This is a genomic window from Frigidibacter sp. ROC022, assembly GCF_024723735.1.
Taxonomy (GTDB): domain Bacteria; phylum Pseudomonadota; class Alphaproteobacteria; order Rhodobacterales; family Rhodobacteraceae; genus SLM-1.
This window is the reverse complement of the sequence record NZ_JANQDU010000002.1, coordinates 690,239-713,049: the sequence shown is the minus strand read 5'-3', so window position 1 is coordinate 713,049 and position 22,811 is coordinate 690,239. Positions and strand designations below refer to the sequence as shown.

21 protein-coding genes are annotated in these 22,811 nt (G+C 62.9%); 10 read left to right on the top strand and 11 right to left on the bottom strand.

The features are described 5' to 3' along the window. Positions 1-6 precede the first annotated feature (6 nt). The 3 genes from NUW50_RS10205 to NUW50_RS10195 all read right to left on the bottom strand — a co-directional run bounded on the left by NUW50_RS10205 (position 7) and on the right by NUW50_RS10195 (position 2,496). Positions 7-303 carry an L-rhamnose mutarotase gene (locus NUW50_RS10205; protein WP_258288997.1) on the bottom strand — a complete coding sequence of 99 codons (297 nt, stop codon included), beginning with the start codon at positions 301-303 and terminating at the stop codon, positions 7-9. Positions 304-307: 4 nt separating this feature from the next. Beyond that, positions 308-1,468, bottom strand: coding sequence for an enolase C-terminal domain-like protein (locus NUW50_RS10200; RefSeq protein ID WP_258288996.1), 1,161 nt, complete (start codon positions 1,466-1,468; stop codon positions 308-310). Positions 1,469-1,617: 149 nt separating this feature from the next. Next, a complete protein-coding gene (locus NUW50_RS10195) occupies positions 1,618-2,496 on the bottom strand; it encodes an IclR family transcriptional regulator (protein WP_258288995.1) in 879 nt (292 codons plus the stop codon). A gap of 477 nt (positions 2,497-2,973) precedes the next feature. Here NUW50_RS10195 and NUW50_RS10190 point away from each other — a divergent pair, with 477 nt between their 5' ends. From NUW50_RS10190 to NUW50_RS10160, 7 genes are all read left to right on the top strand, one after another. Next, positions 2,974-3,996 carry an ABC transporter ATP-binding protein gene (locus NUW50_RS10190; protein WP_258288994.1) on the top strand — a complete coding sequence of 341 codons (1,023 nt, stop codon included), beginning with the start codon at positions 2,974-2,976 and terminating at the stop codon, positions 3,994-3,996. After that, entirely contained in the window at positions 3,993-4,988 is a 996-nt protein-coding gene (locus NUW50_RS10185; protein ID WP_275982025.1) for an ABC transporter ATP-binding protein, read from the top strand. Before NUW50_RS10190 ends, NUW50_RS10185 begins: the two co-directional genes overlap by 4 nt. Before the next feature lie 47 nt (positions 4,989-5,035). Further along, positions 5,036-6,673, top strand: a complete 1,638-nt coding sequence (locus tag NUW50_RS10180) for an ABC transporter substrate-binding protein (RefSeq protein ID WP_258288993.1) — start codon at positions 5,036-5,038, stop codon at positions 6,671-6,673. Between the two features lie 64 nt (positions 6,674-6,737). After that, positions 6,738-7,691 (top strand): nickel ABC transporter permease, encoded by a 954-nt coding sequence (gene nikB, locus NUW50_RS10175; protein WP_258288992.1) that lies wholly within the window; start codon positions 6,738-6,740, stop codon positions 7,689-7,691. Next, a complete protein-coding gene (locus NUW50_RS10170; protein ID WP_258288991.1) occupies positions 7,684-8,568 on the top strand; it encodes an ABC transporter permease in 885 nt (294 codons plus the stop codon). The genes nikB and NUW50_RS10170 overlap by 8 nt, the downstream gene beginning before the upstream one ends. Positions 8,569-8,727: 159 nt before the next feature. Continuing rightward, on the top strand, positions 8,728-9,684 hold the full coding sequence (locus NUW50_RS10165) for a hydroxyacid dehydrogenase (protein WP_258288990.1): 957 nt from the start codon (positions 8,728-8,730) through the stop codon (positions 9,682-9,684). Positions 9,685-10,112: 428 nt separating this feature from the next. Next, positions 10,113-11,588 carry an FAD-binding oxidoreductase gene (locus tag NUW50_RS10160; protein WP_258288989.1) on the top strand — a complete coding sequence of 492 codons (1,476 nt, stop codon included), beginning with the start codon at positions 10,113-10,115 and terminating at the stop codon, positions 11,586-11,588. Positions 11,589-11,696: 108 nt separating this feature from the next. On the opposite strand, the gene NUW50_RS10155 is transcribed toward NUW50_RS10160, so the two are convergent. Both NUW50_RS10155 and NUW50_RS10150 read right to left on the bottom strand, forming a co-directional pair. Next, positions 11,697-12,665, bottom strand: a complete 969-nt coding sequence (locus NUW50_RS10155; protein WP_258288988.1) for a Bug family tripartite tricarboxylate transporter substrate binding protein — start codon at positions 12,663-12,665, stop codon at positions 11,697-11,699. A gap of 83 nt (positions 12,666-12,748) precedes the next feature. Next, positions 12,749-14,377, bottom strand: a complete 1,629-nt coding sequence (locus NUW50_RS10150) for an FAD-dependent monooxygenase (RefSeq protein ID WP_258289315.1) — start codon at positions 14,375-14,377, stop codon at positions 12,749-12,751. A 199-nt stretch (positions 14,378-14,576) separates the two neighbouring features. Between NUW50_RS10150 and NUW50_RS10145 the strand changes: the two genes are divergently transcribed. The 3 genes from NUW50_RS10145 to NUW50_RS10135 all read left to right on the top strand — a co-directional run bounded on the left by NUW50_RS10145 (position 14,577) and on the right by NUW50_RS10135 (position 17,637). Continuing rightward, positions 14,577-15,029 carry a tripartite tricarboxylate transporter TctB family protein gene (locus NUW50_RS10145; RefSeq protein WP_258288987.1) on the top strand — a complete coding sequence of 151 codons (453 nt, stop codon included), beginning with the start codon at positions 14,577-14,579 and terminating at the stop codon, positions 15,027-15,029. A gap of 9 nt (positions 15,030-15,038) precedes the next feature. Continuing rightward, entirely contained in the window at positions 15,039-16,544 is a 1,506-nt protein-coding gene (locus NUW50_RS10140; protein WP_258288986.1) for a tripartite tricarboxylate transporter permease, read from the top strand. 103 nt (positions 16,545-16,647) lie between these two features. Continuing rightward, a complete protein-coding gene (locus NUW50_RS10135) occupies positions 16,648-17,637 on the top strand; it encodes a ketopantoate reductase family protein (RefSeq protein WP_258288985.1) in 990 nt (329 codons plus the stop codon). Positions 17,638-17,787: 150 nt separating this feature from the next. On the opposite strand, the gene NUW50_RS10130 is transcribed toward NUW50_RS10135, so the two are convergent. The 6 genes from NUW50_RS10130 to NUW50_RS10105 all read right to left on the bottom strand — a co-directional run bounded on the left by NUW50_RS10130 (position 17,788) and on the right by NUW50_RS10105 (position 22,803). Then, positions 17,788-18,120, bottom strand: a complete 333-nt coding sequence (locus tag NUW50_RS10130) for an NIPSNAP family protein (protein ID WP_258288984.1) — start codon at positions 18,118-18,120, stop codon at positions 17,788-17,790. A gap of 342 nt (positions 18,121-18,462) precedes the next feature. Further along, a complete protein-coding gene (locus NUW50_RS10125; protein ID WP_258288983.1) occupies positions 18,463-19,500 on the bottom strand; it encodes an Ldh family oxidoreductase in 1,038 nt (345 codons plus the stop codon). Next, entirely contained in the window at positions 19,497-20,384 is an 888-nt protein-coding gene (locus NUW50_RS10120) for an alpha/beta hydrolase (protein ID WP_258288982.1), read from the bottom strand. The genes NUW50_RS10125 and NUW50_RS10120 overlap by 4 nt, the downstream gene beginning before the upstream one ends. 3 nt (positions 20,385-20,387) lie before the next feature. Then, positions 20,388-20,960, bottom strand: a complete 573-nt coding sequence (locus NUW50_RS10115) for an NADPH-dependent FMN reductase (RefSeq protein ID WP_258288981.1) — start codon at positions 20,958-20,960, stop codon at positions 20,388-20,390. Between the two features lie 14 nt (positions 20,961-20,974). After that, positions 20,975-21,877, bottom strand: coding sequence for a VOC family protein (locus tag NUW50_RS10110; protein WP_258288980.1), 903 nt, complete (start codon positions 21,875-21,877; stop codon positions 20,975-20,977). An 80-nt stretch (positions 21,878-21,957) separates the two neighbouring features. After that, positions 21,958-22,803 (bottom strand): fumarylacetoacetate hydrolase family protein, encoded by an 846-nt coding sequence (locus tag NUW50_RS10105; protein ID WP_258288979.1) that lies wholly within the window; start codon positions 22,801-22,803, stop codon positions 21,958-21,960. Between the last annotated feature and the right edge of the window lie 8 nt (positions 22,804-22,811).

Genomic DNA, 22,811 nt, shown 5'->3' with positions numbered 1-22,811 from the left:
TTTCATTCAGTCGAGGTGGAACACCTCGGACAAGGTTTCGCGCCATGGGGCGCCGTTCGCGTCGGTCTCCATCAGCGGCGCCATTTCCTGCCACCAACGTCTGGTCAGGTCTGTCGGCTCCCCGGCGGGGCCGTCGTTTTCCTGATAGGCAAACAAGAGCAGGCCGTAGCGATAGATCGAGTAGTTTCGGGTCCCGCGGGCGCGCATCTGCTCCACCAACTCCGGCCAGATCGCATCGTGCTTGGCGGCATATTCCGCTTCGCAACCGGGCCGGAGCTTCATGACGAACGCGCGGCGTGCCATGAGCTCAGACCAGATTGTCTTCGATGTAGTCCCAGTTGATCTGGTAGCCGAGACCGGGCCCCTTCGGCAGGGTGATGTAGCCGTCGGGTTCGACCACATCGCAATTCACCTTCAGGTAGGGATGCGGAATGTCGTTGTCGACGCCCGGTGCCAGCAGGCCCTTTTCGTAGTATTCGCTGGTGTCCTCATGCGTGGCGCCCATGACATGCAGGTTGCCCCAGCCCGACATGTGCAGCTCGCACCTCTGGCCATAGGCTTCGGCCACAATGCAGGTCTTTCGTGCGCCGGTGATGCCGCCCCGATGGGTGTCGATCCGTGTCATGTCCGAGGCGCCGCGCAGGATCCAGTCTGCCCGGGTGAAGACGCCACCCGCGGCGATTTCCGGCGAGAGGATCGGAATCGTCAGCTCGCGACAGAGCCGGACGTACATTTCCGGCCGGGTCTCGGGCATCGGGTGTTCGTACCAGTAGAAGTTCAGACGTTCGAGTTCGCGACCGACAAGAAGGGCCTCCTCCATTGTCATGTAGGTGCCCCATGGATCAAACATCAGCACATAGTCCGGCCCCACGGCATCGCGTACCGCCCGGCAGGTCTCGATATCGGCGCGGATGTTGGACGGGCGCCCGGGCGTCGGTTGGCGCGTGTCCGGGTTCCAGAAGTAATGCGGGTGTATCTTGTAGGCGAGATAGCCCTTGTTCTTGCAGTCCAGGGCGTGTGCCGCATAGTCTTCGGGCTGGCCCATGTTCTTGTGGGACGAGGCATAGGCCTTCACCCGGTCGCGCGCGCCCCCCATGAGCTTGTAGACTGGCAGACCGGCGGCATTCCCGGCCAGGTCCCACAAGGCATTGTCGATGACACTTCCGATATTCTCGGGAATATTCGCCGCGACCCAGAACCACTTCCAGATCAGTTCGCGGTCCATCGGATCCTGACCGACGATCAGCGATTTGACCCGGCCCAGGATGACTTCCTGTTCGCTCGCCGACAGGCCGTAAAGATCGCCTCGCATCCCGCCGCCGAAGTAGTGCCCGCTGACCCCTTCATCGGTCTCGATGGTGGTCACGGTCTGGATGCTTTCCGCCTTTGGCAGCGGCACCCCATGATCGCGGTCCCAACTGTCGGCATAGGTCCGGAACGATCTTATTCGAATATCGGTGATCTTCATGCTGCGAATCCCGTTGATTACGCACGAACCCATGCAACCGGACCAAGGTCGCAGTGCCAAATCCGCGCCGTTCACAAATGCGAACTGCTGTTCATAGGTTATGGAGGCGCAATCGACCCGTCAAGCGGCTTCCTTGAGTTCAACCGATATCAGTCGAGGAAGCTCAGCTTGTAACTGCCGCTCTTGGTGATCTGGGAGATGCACCCATCTGCCCAGGCGCTGTCCCGAAGCGATTCAAGCTGGGGGTCGGAATACTTGCCGCCAAGCCGGCCCGCCAGGCTCAGGCTGCCGCTGGCCAGTTCCCCAAGAATTGTCACAAGTCCCTCGCGGGTGGCCCGTGATACAGGCACCGACACGCTAAGCGCGGTCGCAGGACGGCCCGTAGGTTCCGGAACGGGAACCGCGACGCAGAATATGCCTTGCGAGTATTCCTCGTTGTCGATCGCGAAGCCCCTCTGACGAATGGCGTGCAGCTCTTCGAGGAGCGAGGTTACCGTAACGATGGTGTTGTCCGTGAACCTCTGCAGCTGCTCATTTGGCAATCGGCTTCGCACCTCTTCATCGTCCAGCTGTGCCAGAAGTGCTTTGCCGATCCCGGTCGCATGTGCCGGAAGCCGGACGCCGACTTCGGACTGAAGCCGCAGCGGATGAGTGCTCTCAACCTTGGCAAGATAGACGTTCTCGGAGCCAACCAGTTTCGCGTATTGTGTCGTCTCGTTCACCTTGTCGACGATGGCCGTCATTGCTTCGACGGCAAGCTGGGCGGCGTTGTGGTGCCGATGATAGGCAAACCCCGTCTCCCAGACCCGGACGCCCAGGGTATAGAGCCGCGAATTCGGATCAAGTTCGATGTAGTCCCGGCTGCGAAGCACATCCAGCAGCGCGTGCAGGCTGCTCTTCGGGATGTTCAGCTTCTCCGAGAGCATGGTGAAGGTCAGGCCACTTGGCGACTTGCCGATGGTCTCGAGGAGGTCGAGCGCACGTTCGGCGGACTTGACGGATCGCTGTGTACTGGGGGTCGGGGGCAAGGATTCGATCTCTTTCGGTTTGCTTGCAACTTGACTGCTACGACATCTGCCGCATACAGTGATGAGAACTAGAGTTCTTGTATGCGAACAACTATTGAGTTCCGTACGCAGGTGCAAGTGGAGAATGCCGGACGTCTCGGGTGGTCTCTCGAGAAGTGGAAGTCGACGACCCGCAACAGACTCCCAGGGAGGGGGAATGCGAACATCGGTCTGGGACAAGCTGCGCGGAGATGAGTTTCGGAACCCGGTCGGGCCGACGAAAGCCATTCGCGACATGGCTGTCCCGGCTGACCACGCAGAAACCTGCGCGCCCGATTTTCGCTGGCCCCAAATCGCTGCAAACATGGACAAGGGGACGCAAGGGGCGATCGCTTCATCGTCATGGCGAATTGGCGCTGCTCCCCGGTCGGGCGCGAGCCACGGGTGCGGAAAGATGCCCGTCGTCCAGGGCGGTTACATTAAGATGTCCCTGCCGTGATGAACGCACCCTCGCAAGCATTGGCGCCCGACGCCGAGGTTCCGGAACCTCCGGTTCTGCTGGAAGTCAGCGCGCTTGAAACACATCACTTCGTCGAAGAAGGGATCGTCCGTTCGGTGGACGGCGTATCGTTCTCGGTGCGGGAGGGGCAGACCCTCGGAATAATCGGCGAAAGCGGCTGCGGGAAGAGCGTTACCGCCCTGTCGATCATGCGGCTTATCCAGCCGCCCGGTCGTATCGTGGGCGGCAGTATCTCCTTGTCCGGCGAGAATCTCCTGACCGCCACCGAGCGGCGGATGCGGGCAATTCGTGGCAACGAAATTGCGATGATCTTCCAGGAGCCTCTGGCGTCGCTCAATCCCGTGCTGACGATCGGGTTTCAAATCAGCGAAGCGATCAATCTTCATCAACCGATGCCCAAGCATCGGCGAAGGGCCAAGGCGATCGAGATGCTGCGCGAAGTCGGCATTCCGTCTCCGGAGCAGCGGGTCGATGACTATCCGCACCAGTTGTCGGGAGGAATGCGGCAGCGTGTGATGATTGCAATGGCCTTGTCCTGCAATCCCCGACTGCTGATCGCGGATGAGCCGACCACCGCCCTTGATGTCACGATCCAGGCCCAGATTCTGGATCTGATCCGGTCGTTGCAAGCCCGGCTGTCCACCTCGGTCCTCCTGATCACCCATGATCTGGGGGTTGTCGCGGAACTGGCGGATCATGTGGTGGTGATGTATCTCGGCCAGGTTGTCGAAAGAGCCCCGGTGACTGCGCTCTTCGACCTGCCTCTGCACCCCTACACGATCGGCCTCATGCGCTCGACACTCAGGCTCGACCGCGAGGATGACGATGCGCGGCTGGACGAGATCGCAGGATCGGTTCCCAACCCACTCCACACACCGACCGGCTGCCGTTTTCACCCGCGTTGCGAGCGCGCGACCGACATCTGTCGTCGCGAGGAACCTGTCGAGCGTGAATTCGGCCCCGACCATTTCGCCCGCTGCTGGCATGTGGAGTCGACATGATGGACACCGCTGTCGCTCCTGCAACCACCAAGGACGCCATTCTCGTCGCCTCGGGCCTGACCAAGCATTTCCCGATTGGCCGGGCAGGGTTTCGCGGACCGATGCGCGTCGTCCGGGCGGTCGATGACGTCAGTTTTTCGGTCTGGCGCGGTTCGACTCTTGGTCTTGTTGGCGAAAGCGGCTGCGGCAAGTCGACCCTTGCAAGGGTGCTGCTCCGCCTGACCGAGGCGACCGCCGGTTCGGTCATCTTCAACGGCGAGAACCTGTTCGATCTGAGCCGTGACGAAATGCGCCAGCGCCGACGGGACATGCAGATGATCTTTCAGGATCCGCTTTCGTCGCTGAATCCGCGCATGACGGTGGGAGAAATCCTGAAAGAACCTCTGCTGATCCACGGCGTCGCACGTGGCGAGGAAAAGCAGCGCGTTGCCGATTTGCTGGAAGAGGTTGGCCTGGGACCGCATCACTCGAACCGGCTTCCGCACGAGTTTTCCGGGGGGCAGAGGCAGCGCATCGGGATCGCCCGGGCGCTCGCTTTGCGGCCAAGCCTCGTAGTGTGTGATGAGGCGGTTTCGGCACTCGATGTCTCGATCCAGTCGCAGATTCTCAACCTGCTGCGCGATGTCCAACGTGAATACGGCCTGACCTATCTGTTCATTTCGCACAACCTCAGCGTCGTGAAGGCGGTCTGTGACACCGTCGGCGTGATGTACCTTGGCCGGATGGTCGAGTTCGCGGACAAGCGAAGCCTGTTCTCGACCCCGAACCATCCCTACACCCAGGCATTGTTGTCGGCGGTGCCGAAGTCGCACCCACGCGCAACCGGGGCCAGAATTGCGCTGCACGGGGATGTGCCCAACCCGATCAATCCGCCGACGGGATGCCGGTTTCACACGCGCTGCCCAGCGGCGATGCCGATCTGCCAGAAGATGGATCCGGTCCTGAAAGACATTGGAGCCGGGCATTTGTCTGCTTGCCATCTCAACGACTGACGCGCCGCAACACGAGCGCGTCGGGAACAACCAGGGAGGAAGTACCAATGACGAAATCAAGAACCGAACTGCCGAAGCGTGGCCCGAGCCGGCGCGATGCTCTCAAGGGCGGCGTATCGCTTGCTGCCTTCAGCGCGGCGTCGAGCCTCGTGGGTCTCGGCTATTCCACGGTTGCGCGGGCGGCGACACGCGGCAGCCCGATCGTGCTCGGCGTCTCGGCCGAGGCAAATGCCATCCACCAGGTCGCGGCTGCCGGCGCCAGCAACCAGATGCTGCCCTTCGTGCAGCGGGCGCTGCTGATGTATGACAACGTGAATGCCAGCTACAAGATCGTTCCGGGGCTTGCGGCCGAGATGCCCGAGATCCTGGATGACGGGCTTCGGTTCCGCTTCAGGATTCGCGACAACGCCTATTACCACGACGGCACCAAGGTGACGGCCGACGCGCTCGCGAACTGGATCATGATGCAGATCGACGAAAATCATCCGCATTACGACTTCCTGAACTGGACGACCAAGGGGAGGATGCGGACCGTCGCCAAAGCAGTGGCTGTCGATGAGCTGACGCTCGACGTCTACATGAGCGAATTCAACGCTGCGATGCTGGACTGGTTCACCGAACATCAATTCGAAGGTGTCCCGATCTCGGCCGTCGAAGCAGGAGCAGACCTCGCCAACGAGGACTATGCCGCCGGGCCGTACAAGGTCGCCAGGCGCGACAAGGGCAACTCGACCGTTCTCGAGCGGTTCGACGACTTCTACCTCGAAGAGGAAGGCGTGGCGCCGCGGGTCGGCTTCCGGATCATCCCCGAGATGAACTCGCGGGTCGCGGCCCTCGAGGCAGGCGAGGTCGATTGGATCGACTCGATCACCGCAGAGGTCGCACAGTCGCTGAAGGACAACCCGAACGTCACGGTGAAGGAACGCAAGACGCTGTATGTCTGGTTCGTGTCGATGGACATGCGCAAGAAACCGTTCGACGACCTGCGGGTCCGCCAGGCGATGAACTATGCGGTCGACAAGGAAGCACTGATCCGCGACGTGCTGGGCGGTGCGGCCCAGCGTTCGTACTCGCCGCTGTCTCCGCAGTTCGGGGACTACTACGCCGGCGATGTCGTCAAGAAATACGACTACGATCCCGACAAGGCGCGCGCCCTGCTTGCCGAGGCGGGGTATGCGGATGGCTTCAAGACGACGATCTATACCAACACCGGCCGTGCCGGGCAGCTCAAGCCGCTTGAGATGAGCCAGTTCCTGCAGGCCAACTGGCGCGATATCGGGGTCGATTGTGAAATCGAGGCCCTGGAATGGACCGCCTTCGAACAGCGCCGCACTGCCGGCGAGTTTGCCATTGCCACGCGCGGCTGGACACCTTCGACGGGCGACCCGGATGGCGTCTTGTTCCAGAATTTCCACAGTTCGATGGTCCCGCCGACACAGCGCAATGTCTGCTTCCTGCAAGATCCCGAGGTGGATCGCCTGCTGGAGCTCGGCTCTGGAACCCTGGACCCGGCGATCCGGCCGCAGGCTTTCGTCGATGCCCAGAAGCGGATCGTGGACCTCGCACCCTGGGTCTTCATCTGCCATGAGATTGCCTACGAGGCCCATAACGCGGCCCTGGAAGGCTATCCGGCGGCGCATCCTTCCGGCTGGGGCAATTCGCTCACCTACGCCTGGAAACCCTGATGAAGGGCGGTGGCCGGCTGTTCCCTGAGGCCGGCCGCCATTCTTCGCGGTCGAGGACGACGACATGACTCGCTTTATCATCGGACGGCTTATCTCGACGATCCCCGTGCTGCTGGGCGTCTCGCTGTTCGCGTTCTTCGTATTGCGGCTGGCGCCTGGCGATCCCGTGATGATGATGATGCCCGCGGACTCGACACAGGCCGAGATCGAAGAGCTGCGGCGTGAACTCGGCCTCGACCAACCCGTGCTGGTCCAGTATTTCGCCTGGCTGCGGCAAATCCTGGCCGGGAATTTCGGAACATCCCTATTCACGTCGCAGCCGGTTCTCAGCGAGATCATGAGCCGCTTTCCGAATACCCTGCTGCTTGCGGTGACCGCGATCATCCTTGCGATCGTTCTTGGAATGCCGCTTGGAATCATCGCGGCGACGCGGCGCGGAACCGCGGTCGATTCCGCCAGTATGGTGACCTCGGTCATTGGCTGGTCAATGCCGAACTTCTGGCTCGGGTTGATCCTGATCATGGTCTTTGGTGTCTGGCTGCGATGGCTGCCGACCGGCGGCATGTACGACATGATGGCGATTGACCGGACGGTCGGAGATGTCGCGCGGCACCTGATCCTGCCTGCGCTAACGCTTGCGACCGCTCACATGGCGTATATCGCTCGTTTCACCCGGTCATCTCTTCTTGAAGTGCTGGGCCAGGACTATGTTCGGACGGCAAGGGCAAAGGGTCTGTCCGAATGGCTTGTGGTCATGCGCCACGCGCTGCGGAATTCGCTGATCCCCATCATCAGTGTTCTTGGCGTCTCGTTGGGGCATCTGCTCGGCGGGGCGGTCATCGTCGAGGCGGTCTTCAGCTGGCCCGGCCTGGGGACATTGCTGGTGCAATCCATCAGCAACCGCGATTTCCCGATCGTGCAGGGCGGGATGCTCTTCGCGGCGATCGTCTTCATCTTCTCCAACCTGGTTGCAGACCTGCTCTATGCCGCCGTCGATCCGAGGATCCGATATGGTTGAGGCCGCAGATACCGCTGGTTCCGTCGCCGAGGTGCGGACCGTCCGGCCGGCCTGGTGGCGTTTTGCGCGCCACCGCCTGTCCGTGGTCGCCGCGATCCTGATCCTCGCCGTCTTCGGGTTGGCACTGCTTGCCCCGGTGCTGCCGATTCCCGATCCCGATGCGATCACCTCCGTTGACCGGCTGTTGCCGCCCGGAAGCTCCGGATACCTGCTGGGCACCGACGAGCTTGGTCGCGACGTGCTGAGCCGCCTGATCTGGGGTGCACGGATTTCGCTGCTGGCCGGCTTCGGCGCCGCATTCCTGTCGCTGCTGCTCGGCTGCGCCATGGGGCTGCTGGCCGGGTTCATGGGCCGCTGGATCGACAACGTGCTGATGCGCGTGACCGACGTGGTGCTGGCATTTCCGACCATCCTCTTGGCCATTGGCGTCCTTGCGGCGGTTGGACCCGGCCTGACGAACGCCATGCTTGCCGTCGCGATCTCGGGCCTGCCGCTCTACGCCCGTGTCGCGCGCGGCTCGGTCCTGAGTGTGCGGGAACTGGACTATGTCGAAGCAGCCCGTTCAATCGGCGCCTCGACGCAGCGGATCATGGTTCGGCATGTTCTTCCGAACATTCTCGCGCCACTGATCGTGGCTTTTACGCTGGATGTCGGTATGAAGATTGTCGTGACGTCCAGCCTCAGCTTCCTGGGCCTGGGGGCGCAGCCACCGACCGCCGATTGGGGCAGCATGATTGCGTCGGGGCGCAACTACATCCGCAACGCTCCGCACCTCATCATGATCCCCGGAGCGGCCATATTCTTCGTCGTTCTCTGCCTGAACATCATCGGGGATCGGTTGCGCGACATTCTTGACCCCAGGCTCAAGGACCTGTGACGGAGGAGCCTGCCATGCCCGACCTGCCCGTTCGGGATGGCCGCAATGCATTGCAGCAAGCGGGCCCGGCGTCCGCGGTGTCTGAACCACGGTCGCCTGAACGCATATGACCGGATTTGTCACTGCCGGTGTTTCCGCTGCCAAGCTCGAGGATCGGAAATGAGCGATATCGTCATTACGGAATTCATGGATGTGGCTGCCATCGAGACGTTGCGGCAACGATTTGATGTGGTTTCCGATCCAACGTTGGTGGACGACCCGGCCCGGTTGCGTGATCTGCTGGCGGATGCGCGGGCGTTGATCGTAAGGAACCGCACCAAGGTTTCGTCGAGCCTGCTCGAGGCGTCCCCGGGGCTTCTCTGCGTGGGGCGCCTGGGCGTCGGGCTGGACAATATCGATCTGGACGCCTGCAAGACGCGCGGTATTGCCGTGTTTCCCGCGACCGGCGCGAACTCGCGCAGCGTCGCCGAATATGTCGTGACGACGGCAGCCATCCTGTTGCGCGGCGCCTACCAGGCACGCGATGCGATGCTCAAGGGAGAGTGGCCGCGGCAAGCGTGTTCGGGCCGCGAGGCCGCCGGAATGACACTGGGGTTGGTGGGCTTTGGCGAGATCGCGCGCCAGACCGCGTCCCTTGCACAGGGGTTCGGAATGCGGGTTGCGGCATTCGACCCCTATCTGGCTGCCGACGATCCTGCCTGGCACGGCGACACCCGTCGCTGCGACAGTCTCGAGGCACTTCTGCGTTCGGCCGACGTCCTGAGCCTGCATGTGCCATTGGTTCCGGAAACGCGGCACCTGATCAACGCGGGGACATTGGCCATGATGCGACCGGGTGCGATCCTGATCAATGCGGCCCGGGGCGGCGTGGTCAATGATGCCGAAGCCGCCGAGTCGCTTCGCCGGGGGCATCTGGGCGGCCTGGCCCTTGACGTCTACGAGACCGAACCCTTGACCGAAGCGGCGGCAACAGTGTTCGCTGACCTGCCGAACGTCATACTGACGCCGCATGTGGCCGGTGTTACCGAGCAGTCCAATCAGAGAGTCAGCGCCCTGATTGCCAGCCGGGTCGCCGACCATCTGGTGCAACACGACGCCTCACGGGTCAATCCTTGACCTCGAAGACAGTGGCGCGAGTCCCTGCGGTTGAAACGGAAACGGCGGGCGCGCCCTGTTCGGTCAAGCAGGGGCACGGCCCGACCCCAGAAACGTCGCATTGGTCTTGAACCGGGCTGGCGCCATCGCGCCGGACTGTGCCGCGCCGACACCGACCTGCCTTGTCTGGAGACCGCGCCGGCCGGCGAACCGTGTCGGTGACGTCCAGGTCGGGCGGGCCTGCCGGCATATCGGATCCCCTTGTGCGGGGCAGTCAATTCAGTTAATCACATATTTTCGAAACACTAGAAATATTCGGCTATTTGATTTGACCAGATGCCTGACCCCCGACCGCAGTTCGCATCGCAGGCGCTTGTCCTCTGCGGCCGCCCCGCCACTCGTGCCTACGCCACAGCCCCCGAGATTCTTGCCCCAAGGAGAGCAATCTGATGCCCGACACCACCAGGGTCGCAGCGGACGCCCGGACAGGGCTCATCCATCCCGAGGCCGCAGCATTGCCTGACGATCTCGTCCAGCGCTTCATCGCGATCGTGGGCCAACGACATGCGATATGCCCGGGCGATGAGGCGTCGCCCTATCTCAGGGAACCCCGCGGGTTGTTCACCGGCGCCACGGCGCTGGTCTTGCGCCCCGGAACCGTCGCAGAAGTTAGCAAGATCATGCGCCTTGCCAACGAGACCGGCACAGCCATCGTGCCGCAAGGCGGCAATACGGGGCTGGTCGGGGGGCAGATTCCCGACAGCAGCGGCGCCTCGATAATCCTCAGCCTTTCCCGCCTCGATGCGCTGCGTGAAATCGATACGGTCAACAACACCGTCACGGTGGAGGCCGGAATGGTTCTGGAGCGGTTGCAGGACATCGCCAGGGAACACGACCGGCTTTTCCCCCTGTCGCTGGGCGCGCAGGGGAGTTGCCAGATCGGCGGGAATCTTGCCACCAATGCCGGCGGCACCGGCGTTTTGGCCTATGGCAATTCCCGCGACCTCTGTCTGGGTCTCGAGCTTGTCCTGCCGTCCGGAGAGGTTCTGGATGACCTGCGCAAGCTCAAGAAGGACAACACCGGCTACGACCTGAAGAACCTGGTTGTCGGGTCTGAAGGAACGCTTGGCGTCATCACCGCGGCGGTCCTGCGTCTGTATCCGAGGCCCAAGGGCGTCGAGGTTGCCTGGGTTGGGGTCCAAACGCCCGGTCAGGCACTCGACCTGTTCCAGCTCGCGGCGGACATGGCGGGAGGGGCGTTGACCGGGTTCGAACTGATGACCGAACTCGCGCTGGACATGACCATCGACCATGTGCCGGGCGCGCGCGCCCCCCTCAACGACGCCGCGCCCTGGCATGTTCTGATCGAGATATCATCGAGCCGGTCATCCGAAGACGCGAACGCGCTGATGCAGGGGATTCTCTCCGACGGATTCGAAGCCGGGATGATCGTCGATGCGGCCTTGGCCATGAACCTTGGGCAGGCGCAGGCGTTCTGGAACCTGCGCGAAGCCATGTCGGAGGCGCAGCGCCATGCCGGGGCTTCGATCAAGCATGACATCTCGGTGCCGGTCTCGGCCCTGCCCGAATTCCTCGCGCAGGCCGAACGGGTCGTGGACGGCGTCTGTCCGGGAGCGCGAGTTGCGTGCTTCGGCCACATGGGTGACGGGAACCTGCACTACAATATCGCGCAACCGCCGGATCATGACCCGGACCGGTTCCTGGCTCTCTATCCGCAGATGACCCAGGCGGTCCATGATCTGGTCCGCAGCTTCAACGGCTCGATCTCTGCCGAACATGGGATCGGGCAGATGAAGCGCCATGCCCTGGCTGAAAGCACACCGCCTGTCGCGCTTGATCTGATGCGGCGCGTCAAGGTTGCCTTCGATCCGAACGGGATCATGAACCCCGGCAAGATTCTGTGAATGCGGTTGCTTGGCCCGGGCCGAACCGGAGCCAAGCTAGTTTGAAGCCGCAAGGTCGCCGCCCGACAAGGGGCGGCGACCAAGGCCGTGGTGTGTGGCAGTTGTCGTCTACTTCGCGATGCCAATCGCTTCGGTCAGCGCCTTCATCTTCTTGAGATCGCTCTCAACGCGGGCACCCAGTTCCTTGCCCGTCCCGAGACTGACGGTTGCCGCCATGCTGGCCATCACGTTGGAGACGCCCTCGGTGTCCACGGCTTTGGCAAAGATCTCGTGCAGCTTCTCGACCACGTCGTCCGGGGTCCCCGCCGGCGCGAACACGCCAAACCAGAATTCCGCATTCACGTCCGGATGACCCAGTTCAGCCATCGTGGGCACGTCGGGAAGTTGCGGCAGCCGATCCGGCCCCGTGACGGCGATGGGCCGCAGTTCCCCGTCCTCGACAAACGATCGCGCCGGACCGAAACCGTTGAACATGAAGTCGGTCCGCCCGGTCGAGGTTTCAAGCAGCGCAGGGCCACCTCCCTGGAAGGGAATCGCGACCATGTTGGTTCCGGTCGAAATGCGCAGCTGTTCACCCAGCAACTGCCCCCCGGAACCGAGTCCCTGGGTCGCGAAGCTGAGACCGCCTTCCTTGGTCTTTGCCAATTCGATCAGCTGATCCAGCGTCTCGATGCCGCTGCTGGTCGGGACCAGAAGGACATGCGGGAAGGACATCAGATCCAGGACCGGAACGAAGTCCGCCACGGGATCGTAGGGGACCGACATGATGTAGGGGTTGATCGCATGCGTCGAAGCATTGCCGAAGAAGATCGTGTAGCCGTCCGGCTCTGCGTCCTTTGCATACATCGCGGCGATCGTGCCGCCGGCGCCGGGCCGGTTGTCCACGATCAGCGTCGGTCCGCCCATGTTCTGGATCTGCTTGGCGATCTCGCGGATGACCAGATCGGTGCCGCCGCCTGGCGGAAACGGCATCACGATGGTTATGTCACGCTCGGGGAATTCGGCCATCGCGGGCGAGGCCGCTGCAAACGCAGTTGCCGCAACCGCCAGACTGCGGGCGAGTTTCAAAAGTTTCATCGGTTCCTCCTCTTGGTATCTGCCGGCCATAGGCCGGTTTCTTGTTCGGCCGGTATGGCTCCGGCGCCTTTTCGTCCTTTGGCTCAGACCGTTCCCGTCACGGTGTCGAGCAGCTTGTCCGGCTCTTCGGGCAGGTTCTGCCCGCGCCAGGCCACGTGACCGTCCGGGCGCACCAGAACAAGCGGCGCCTCATAGAGAGCGACGATGTCGGGGTCGCTGAGATGCGCGGCCCTGTAGGGCACGTTGCGGCGACGGGCGGCCTTGGCGAGCGGTTCGTCGTCCGGCGGCGTTTCTCCCAGGCGCAGCAGGACAAAGCCGTGTCCGAACAGGTCCAGGGTCGACACACCGTCTCGTGGCGCGCCGCTGATCCAGGCATGCGGCGCACGATGCCCCGGCCGGGACGTCGGCTTGTACCACCGGAAATGGTCTTCATCCGGCTGGGTTCCATCCGGCACGATGATCGGGGAACCCTCGTAGCGGTATCCCAGATGAATGCCCTGCGTTTCCCACTCGGTCTCGGTTGCCGAGACAAACGCTTCGCCGACCCGCTTGCGCACGGCGTCGCCTTCCGGGGTCTCGTCGAAGATACCTGTGCAGTCGAGCACCGACTTCAGCTGATTGTAGTTGTGGGTCGATGCCCCGGAGTTGCGGATCGCAATCGGCCGCCGTTCGACAACATAGCTGTCAAGCAGGGCCGACCCGCCCCAGCCGCGCAGGGTCGCGGCCAGTTTCCAGCCGAGGTTGTCAACGTCACCCATCCCGGTGTTCATGCCGAGGCCGCCGGTCGGGGACATGGTATGCGCCGCGTCTCCCGCCAGAAGCACGCGGCCCCGGCCGTAGCTGTCGGCGGTCAGCTCGGTGCGCCGCCAGGGCAGCGACGAAATGATCTCGAATGGAAGATCGTCCGATCCCAGTGCCTTGCGCACCCAGGCGTCGGCATTGGCCACGATGTCGGCGACGGTCTCGCTGGTGCCCGGGACGGTCAGGCGCCACAGTTCGTAGCCATCCATCGCCGAGATGTTTCCCCACCAGCCGCTTTCATCGACGACGTAGTAGCGTTCGGCATCGCCCATCTTGTGATCCCGGGCGAGCGCCGCGGACTTGAAGAAGATGGCCACCGAATGGTCGATCTGCTCCTTCCCGGTCATGCCGATCTCCAGCTGGCGCCGGACATTGCTGCCCGCGCCGTCGCATCCGACCAGATACCGGGTGGTCAGCACCTCCTGTTCGCCGTCTTCGAGCGACACCGTGACATCGACATGCGACCCCAGATCCTGAAAGCTCTCGAGTTTGGTCAGATACCGAATGTCGATCAGCGGCTCTGCCTTTACGCGCTCTTCCAGCATGGGATTCAGGAAGATTTGGGAACAGCGCCACTTGGTCTCGGGGCTTTCCGGAACCGGCTTCTCATCCTGGAGCGACGGATAGGGAATACGGCCAAGGAAGTGTCCTGCGATGGTCGTGCAGTAGACCATGGACAGGCCGTAGTCGCGACGGAATGTCGTGTCCCGCACGTAACCAGAGATTCCCAGCCGGCGGAAAATCTCCATGGTTCGAATGCTGACCAGCCCCAGCTTGGGCGTTTCGATGCGGCCGTCGGTCTTTTCGAGGATCGTGCTCCGGACCCCCCGCGCCGCAAGGTCCAGGGCCAGAGTCATCCCGATAGGTCCGCCACCGCAAATAAGGACTTCAGTTTGCTCTGTTGCCGCCATGGGCCCCTCCTTCGTCACAGTTCATGGCGGACCCCTGTCCACCCTTCGCCCGTAGAGGGGAGCAACGATACGAGAATGTCAATAATTTTCTGATTTCCAAATATTATTGAATATACCAAACTTATTCGATATGGCAGGCAGGCAGGTACCGCCGTAGACATGAGGGGGGTACTGCCCAGATGGCGGGAGGTCACATCGAATGCGGAACTTTGTCAGACAGCACCCAAGCGTCCTTGCGGGACTGGCGGTCACCACGATCGGCGTCGTGGCACTGAATCAGGCTCTGTCGCTGGATTTCGGTGACTTGACGAGAGTGGGAGCCGGCGCCTTCCCGACGATCGTCTCGATCCTCGTGCTTCTCGGCGGTGTGACGATCATTTCGTTCGGCTTCCGGAAGGGCGAGATTGCCCTGACGGTGCCCCCCGGGCTGCTGCGGGCCGCGGCAGGAACGTTCGGGGGAATCATCGTTTTCGCCTTCACCATCGAACGGCTTGGCCTGATCCCGGCGGTGGCGCTGTGCGCCTTCGTCTCCTCGATCGCGGCCGCCCGGATAAACTGGCGCCACACCATCGCACTTGTCCTGCTTCTGCCGCTCATGACCTGGCTGATCTTCGCGGTCGGTCTGGGGCTGCGCGTCACCGCGTTCGGGTGAGAATCGACTATGTTTGAGAGCTTTCAACTCGGTCTTGAAGTCGCCCTGTCGTGGCAAGGTCTCCTGATGTGCGCGATCGGCGTCATGCTCGGGACCTTGATCGGCGTCCTTCCCGGGGTCGGTGTCCTGGCAGCGGTGTCCCTGCTCCTGCCGCTCACCTACGGCTATCCCCCGGCCATCGGGCTCATCATGCTGTCCGGCGTTTTCTACGGGGCGGCCTATGGCGGCTCGACCACCGCGATCCTGCTGAATCTGCCGGGGACGGCGAACACGGCGGTGACCTGTCTCGACGGCTATCCGATGTCGCAGAAGGGCCGCGGTGGCGTGGCACTGTTCATCTCGACAATCGCCTCCTTCCTGGGAAGCATCGCAGGGGCGATCGTCCTGGCCACGCTGTCGATACCACTGGCGGCCTTCGCCCGCAGCTTCGGAGCGCAGGAGTATTTCGCCGTCATTGTCATGGCGATCGTCGCGGCATCGGCATTTGCCAATCACGGGCTTGTCCGGGCCCTGACAATGACCGCCATCGGCCTGTTGATCGGCATGGTCGGAATCGATCTCAACAGCGGCGTCGAACGCTACACCTTCGGCGCGATGTCGCTCTATGACGGGATGCCCATCGTGGCGCTGGCCATCGGCCTGTTCGGTCTGCCCGAGGTCCTGAGCAACCTGGCCCTGCCCACGCCGCCCAAGGCTCCGAAGGTCAGGATACGGATGCGGGACTTCCTCCCGTCACGCGACGAGTGGCGCCGGTCGGTCCCCTCGATGGGGCGCGGCATGACGGTGGGCTCGGTGATGGGCATCATGCCCGGTGCCGGCAGTCTCATTGCCTCGTTCATCTCCTATTCGGTGGAGAGGAACAGCTCGAAGACGCCGGAAGAGTTCGGCGAGGGCGCGATCGAAGGCGTTGCCGGCCCCGAGACCGCGAACAATGCGGCGATTCAGACCGCGTTCATTCCGACACTCAGCCTTGGTGTTCCCGGCGATTCGACGATGGCGATCGTGCTGGCCGCCCTGATCTTTCATGGCATCAGTCCCGGGCCGAACTTTCCGATCGAACATCCCGACATCTTCTGGGGCCTCATCGTCAGCTTTCTGATCGGCAACCTGATGCTGCTGGTTCTGAACCTGCCGATGATCGGGCTCTGGGTCCGGGTGCTTTCGATTCCCTATACGGTCCTGGTTCCCTGCATTGTCGTGTTCAGCTGCATCGGCGTCTACAGCGTGCGCTACTCAACCGTGGACATCCTTCTGGTCGCCGGCTTTGGTCTCTTCGGCTATCTGGCGCGGCTGTTCCGGCTCGATGCGCCGCCCCTGCTGCTGGGCTTCGTTCTCGGCCCGATGATGGAAGAGAACTTCCGCAGGACTCTGCTGCTGTCCCGCGGTGATGTTTCGGCCTTCTTCAACACGCCGCTGGTACTGGGGATCTACGGCGCGACGATCCTCTTGCTGGTCTGGACCGGCAGACGGCGGCTTTTCTCGTTTGCCGGTTTCCTGCGGAAGCGGAGAAAATGACGGTTCGTTGTCCGCCCGGCGCCCTGCCCGACGGACGGTGTCCGGGACAGCACCGCAGCGAGGCCACCCTTTCCAGCCAAACCCACAAGTAGAAGGAAGTTCCATGCGCGTTGTTGCTTTCGGAATCGGAGCCATCGGTGGTTCCATCGCCGCCCGGCTGGCCCTGACCGGAACCGAGGTGATCGGGATCGCACGGGGTCGGATGCTGGACGCGGTCCGGCGGCAGGGCGGGCTTCGGGTCGTTTCACATCTCGGCGCCGAGCTGGCGCCTGTCCCGGTCGTGGCGAGTGCCGGAGAGGTCGATTGGCGCCCCGACGACATCATCCTTCTGACGATGAAGACCAACGACACTGCCGACGCGCTGCAAAGCCTCCTGGCGGCGGGGGTCTATCGCCAGCCCATCATCTGTGCCCAGAACGGCGTTGCCAACGAACCCATGGCGCTTCGGTTCTTTCCGAATGTCCATGGAATGGCGATGTTGATGCCCGCGCAATACACGGAGCCAGGCACGGTCGTCGCCTTCGGAAAGCCGAAGCTGGGCCTTCTGGACATCGGACGCTATCCCACCGGCTACGATGCGTCGGTCGAACCGTTGGCGACCGCGCTGGATGCCGCCGGCTTCCTCTGCACGCCGAAGCCGGATGTCATGCAGGTGAAATACGGCAAGCTGTTGCTCAACCTGTCCAACATCGTCGGGGCCGCACTCGGAGCAAAGGCACAGCACGGGCCGTGGTATGCCAAGCTGCGTGCCGAAGCCGAGGCCGCCTATGAGGCGGCCGGGATCACCATCGAGAATGTGGATGCCGACAGCCCCCGGCGCGCCCTCATGAAAGGCACGCCGATCCCCGGGATCGAAATGGTCGGCACATCGTCGGTCCAAAGCCTGACTCGCGGCACCGGCACGACCGAGACCGACTATTTCAACGGCGAGATCGTGCTGCTGGGGCGTCAGTTCGGTGTGCCGACCCCGCTGAACCTTGCCTTCACCCAGATCGCGCGGAAGATGGTTCTCGAGAACATCGCTCCCGGAAGCCTCACCGACGCTGACGTCGAGGCTTTCGTCGAAACCTACCGTGAATCCGCGCCCCGGTGATCCCGCGCTTCGCGTCGTCGCCCCGCCGCCGGCGCGGTTCGTCATCCGGAGGCTCCGCCCGCATGAGCCCTCCGGCCAGCCTCCGCCAGGCAGGGGCCCTTCATCGGGCCCCTGCGAATGGCTGTTGTCTGCGCGCCTTTCGGCCCGGTCCTAGAGAAGACCCGTCGAAAACGCCGTTGGCTGCATGAAGCTGGTGGCGATATTGGTCACGACCTCGCCGTAGGTCGCGACATGCTCGGCGCGGGCCTTGCACCACTCCTCGTCAGCCATGAACTGGCCCCATTTTTCCTCGCGCTCGGCGAGGCTGTCCCAGGCCAGAAAATAGGTCAGATCCGTATTTCTCGGGCCCACGGCCGTGGTCAGAAACCCCGCCGGACGGATGCCCAGTCGTTTCCAGATCCTCAATGTCGTGTCTTCAAATCTCTTCAGGAGCACCGGAAGCTGCCCCGGCGCACAGGTATAGACCCGCATTTCGTATATCATCTGCTTGTTCCCTTCCGGTTCTGGCCCATGGATTGGCCGTTTTGACAGTCGTATCGGTGCTCTTGCATGCGCTCGGGGGGATGTCCAAGCGGGTCACGAGACCGCCTTGCGGTGGACGTCACCCCCAGGGGCCGGGCGTCGCGCGAATGGTCCCGTCCGTGCCGTCTGCAGGCGGCGTTCCATGTTCGCGCGCAATGTCGGACCAGCCCGTCCGCGCGGGGCATAGGAGATGGCCGCGTCGAGATGGCAGACGATGGGCAGCCCGAAGAACGGGATGCCCACCGAAATCGGAAGCAGGGCACGCCAGGGCCTCCTGCCGGCAGTCTTGCGTTCCTGTCCCAGCTAGGCGCCTCCCGCCACCTCTGACGGTGGAACCACGCCGAGCCGGCCGGCGAGCGCGCCCAGGCGCTTGACGGTTCCGGCAGCCAGCGGGATGCCATCCCGCAGGCGCGCTTCGGACATCGCGAACCCGCGTTCGCCGGGCATCAGTATCTCTTCGACCCCTCGGGCCTTCGGCAGGCCTTTCAACGTCGCGACCAGCGCCGCGATGTCCCTGGCAAAACGCTGCGTGTCGCCGAAGGCGCGGAGGTCGATCGCCAGCGCGACCCCGTTCATCGACGCCGGGCGTCCCGAAAGCGCCTCCGAGATTACCGGATTGCCGACCAGGACACTTGCCAGCACCTCGATCATCAACGACAGGCCCGACCCCTTCGGACCACTCATCGGGGTGAGCGTTTCCACGTTGTTCGGATCGGTGGCGGCACCGCCGTCCTTGTCGATGGCCCAGCCTTCGGGAATGGCCTTGCCTGCATCGCGTGCATGCATGATCTTTCCAAGCGCCACGGTCGAGGTCGACATGTCCAGCAGGATCGGATGCGGGTCTGCGGGGACGGCGATGGAGATCGGATTGGTCGATAGTCCCGACACCCGCGCGCCGTGATAGGCCATCAGCGGCCCTGACGCAGTCATGATGATCCCGAGACAGCCCTGCCTGGCAGCTTCCAGGGCGTAATAGCCAACCGCCCCGGCATGGGTGATGTTGCGGGCGGAACACCAGCCGATGCCTTGGCGACCGGCCGATGCGATCGCTTCCGCCATCGCCGCGATCATCGCCGATGCACCGGGCGCACGGGCAGCTTCGAGGATGCTCACCGCACCCTCGCTCCGCTCTACCTCCGGCACGGCAACCGGGTCGATCTTGCCCTCGTCGATCATGTCGATGTAGCGCGGGATCCGCAGCACCCCGTGCGAGTCCGTCCCGCGCGCATTGGCCCAAACCAGCACCCGCGCCGTATTCTCGGCGTGCGCAGGAGCAAAGCCGCCCGCCGTGAGCAGCTCGCGTGCATAGCTTTCGAGCGTCTGAGCAGGCAGGACGGTCATGCTGCTGCCAGTTTCGGGCTGGGGAAGAACTTCTTCAACCAAGCCTCGACCAGGGCCTGGGTATGCGGCCGGTCCTGGTCCGAGACCGGGAAATGCGACACGCCGGTGGGGATCATCAGCTCGGCATTGGCGCCGGCCTTCTCGAAGAGACGGAGGGACTCTTCCATCGGGGTGATGACATCGTGCGCGGTGTGGAACAGAAGCAGCGGACGCGGCGCGATGGACCCGACGACGTCATCGGCACGGAAACTGTACATGCTGATTGCGGTTTCCACCGGAACCTCGAATTGCGCCTTCGGCGACAGGTTCCCCCGCAGTTCGGGCGGGATCGGCACGACGTCAAAGCGCGATACCCACAGGCTCTCGCCGGTTTCGGCCTTGTGCTTGCGGCCCTTCTCCAGAATGCCGGTGAATTTCTCCCAGGCTTCGGGTGTCGGGTGCTGGCGGCGGAACTTGCGTTCGCCGTCGCCCCAGCCGCAGAACGAGACGACACAGGCGATGCGTTCATCGACGCCGCCGGCAAAGATCGCCACCGCCGCCCCGAAGCTGTGCCCCGTGACGCCGATACGCGCCGGGTCCACCTCTTCACGTTCAGACAGGAAGGTAACGGCGTTCCGGGTATCGGCGACCTGGTCGAAGCAACGCACCTCGCCGCGTGCGCCCTCGCTTTCGCCGCAGCCGCGGAAGTCCATGCGAAAGACGCAATATCCCATATCCGCGATCATCCGCGAGATGATTTCGACATGCGATTTGTCCTTCGTGCCGACGAAGCCGTGCAGGACGATAAAGGTGGGCAAACGCTCTCCGGGCTTGCGGTCGTCGGGGACATGCAGGACGCCGGCCAGTTTCAGACCGTCCGACATGAAGGTAAGCGAATGTTCCATGTGTCAGTTCTCCGGGTAAGAAGTGCCGGCCCAGCGGCGGGCAAAGACGTCGAATGCGGCAAGATGCGCGCCAAGAAACTTGGCGGTTTCCTCGTGTGTGATCCGGCCGGATGCGGAATCGATCCTGGTCTTGGCAAGCGCGACCTGCACTTCGGGTTTGGCCATGACCTGCATCCCTTGTGACAGCAGGACATGCCGAAGCCCCTCGTGCACCCGTGCTCCGCCCAGCATTCCGGGCGATACCGACCAGATTGCCGCCGGCATACCCTCCAGCGGGTTGGGCTTGAGGCGCGATATCCAGTCGATCGCGTTCTTCAGGGTCCCCGGAATCGACCAGTTGTATTCCGGTGTCACGACCAGCAGCGCATCCACCTCGGCCAGGGCGGCGGCATAGTCCGCGACCGCATCGGGCAAGCCTCGATCCAGCACGTCCTGGTTGAAGTGCGGCAGCGTGTCCGTGGAAGGCAGCGTCACGACGGACATGCCTTCCGGTGCCAGCTGCGCCGCATTGCGCGCTATTGCCCTGGACAGGGAAGCCTTGCGCAGTGACCCTTCCAGTATTCCAATTCTGGGCATCTCGGTCCCTCGGCTCAGACCAGCTTTGCCCAGGGGAACTTGTGCTCGCGCCAGACCAGCGGCGCGGGTTCGCCCCATACATTCATGACGCGGACATTGTCCGGGCGCTTGAGGGCCGTGATCACGTTGGGTTCGTAGCGATCATCGTCAAGGATCATCGCCATACCACCCGAGCATTCGACCATCGCACCGCAGGAATTGATGAAATAGGCGTAGGTGTTGTCCCCCGGACGATGGCGGCCGGGACCCCAGATGAAGTTCTTTTCGATGGTATCCAGCCGGTCACCAAGGCGGCAGTAGTCGGCGAACTCGCCCATCTCGAACGAGTAGTGATGCAGGCCGACATCGCCCTTCACGATGCCCACGCAATGGTGCAGGCGATTTGCCCCCCGCATCCAGCTGAGGCTGTCGTCCACCATCCGCTCGGACAGGCGCAGGCCCATGATCCGCTCGAACTGGGTCCGCGTTTCGGCGGGGTCCGGCGACGTCAGGTTGACGTGATCGAGGCGCAGTGCGCCGACACCTGGCGAGGCGTGGCGCCGGCCATAGATGTCGTCCTCGATCGGAGAATGCACTTCGATCTGCAGGCCCTGCGGGGTGTGGAAGACGACGCCGGTTTCACAACAGGCGAGCGTGGGCTCGTTCGACACGATCCGGCACCCGGCGTCCTCAACACGGGATGCCGCCTCGGCTACTGCGGCTTTCGATACCGCGTCGAAACCGACAGATCGTACAGAGTTTTCATCCGATTCATGAAGCACCAGCTCGGCCTTCCGGCCGGAACACGACAACCAGACCTCCTTGTCGGTCTGATGCGTGACATGCAGCCCCAGAATCTCGGTGGACTCTTTGACCAGCGCATCAACGTCCACGACGTTCAGTTGGACATGCCCGATCGCGTTCACAAGATAATCCATCAGGATTCAGACCTCCACATTTCATGCCCCTTCACTAGCACGTCAATTTCGACCCTTCAAGGATATTCGAAACTTGGCAGTTAGTTGAAAAAGGCTGCATCTTCCTCTGCACGCACCTCGTTGCGCAGAACTCCGAGCCCGTCAATCTCGACCTCGACCACGTCTCCCGGCGCGAGAAATTCCTGCGGTCTGCGCGAGGATCCGAAGCCGGTGCAGGTACCGGTGACGATCACATCCCCCGGCACGAGGCGCGTGAAGGTCGAGATGTAGTTGATGAGATAGGGGATATCGAAAATCATCTGGGACGTGTCGGCACGCTGCTTCTCGACCCCGTTGACGCGGGTGACGAGCGTCAATGGCGCCGCAGGCATTTCATCAGGCGTGACCAGCCAGGGGCCAAACGCCCCGGTTCCGCTGAAGTTCTTGCCCGGCGTGAACTGGTGACTGTGCTTCTGCCAGTCCCGCACGCTGCCATCATTGTAGATCGCATAGCCGAAGACGTGATCCATCGCTTCTTCGCGCGTGATGTGCCGGCCGCCTTGTCCGATCACGACGGCCAGCTCGCCCTCGAAATCCAGTTTCGAGGAACACCGCGGCAGGACAAGCGGCGCTTCATGGCCGATTTGCGATTCCGCCAGGCGAAGGAACAGCACCGGATAGTCAGGCGCCTTTGTCCTGTCGTCGTCTGCTTTGAAGTAGTTGACCGCTGCCATGACGATCTTGGATGGATTCGGGATCACCGGCGACAACTCGACATCAGCGAGAAGGTGGTTCACCGGGCGTGCGGCAAGTTCGGCGGCGTTCGGACACCCTTCCGCAATGAAGGACCGCAGGTCGGGCATCACCGCGCCGAGATCAACGATGCCTTCGTCCCGCAACACTCCCCAGGATGCTTGGCCATCGACCGCAAAAGACACGTATCGCATGTAGAATA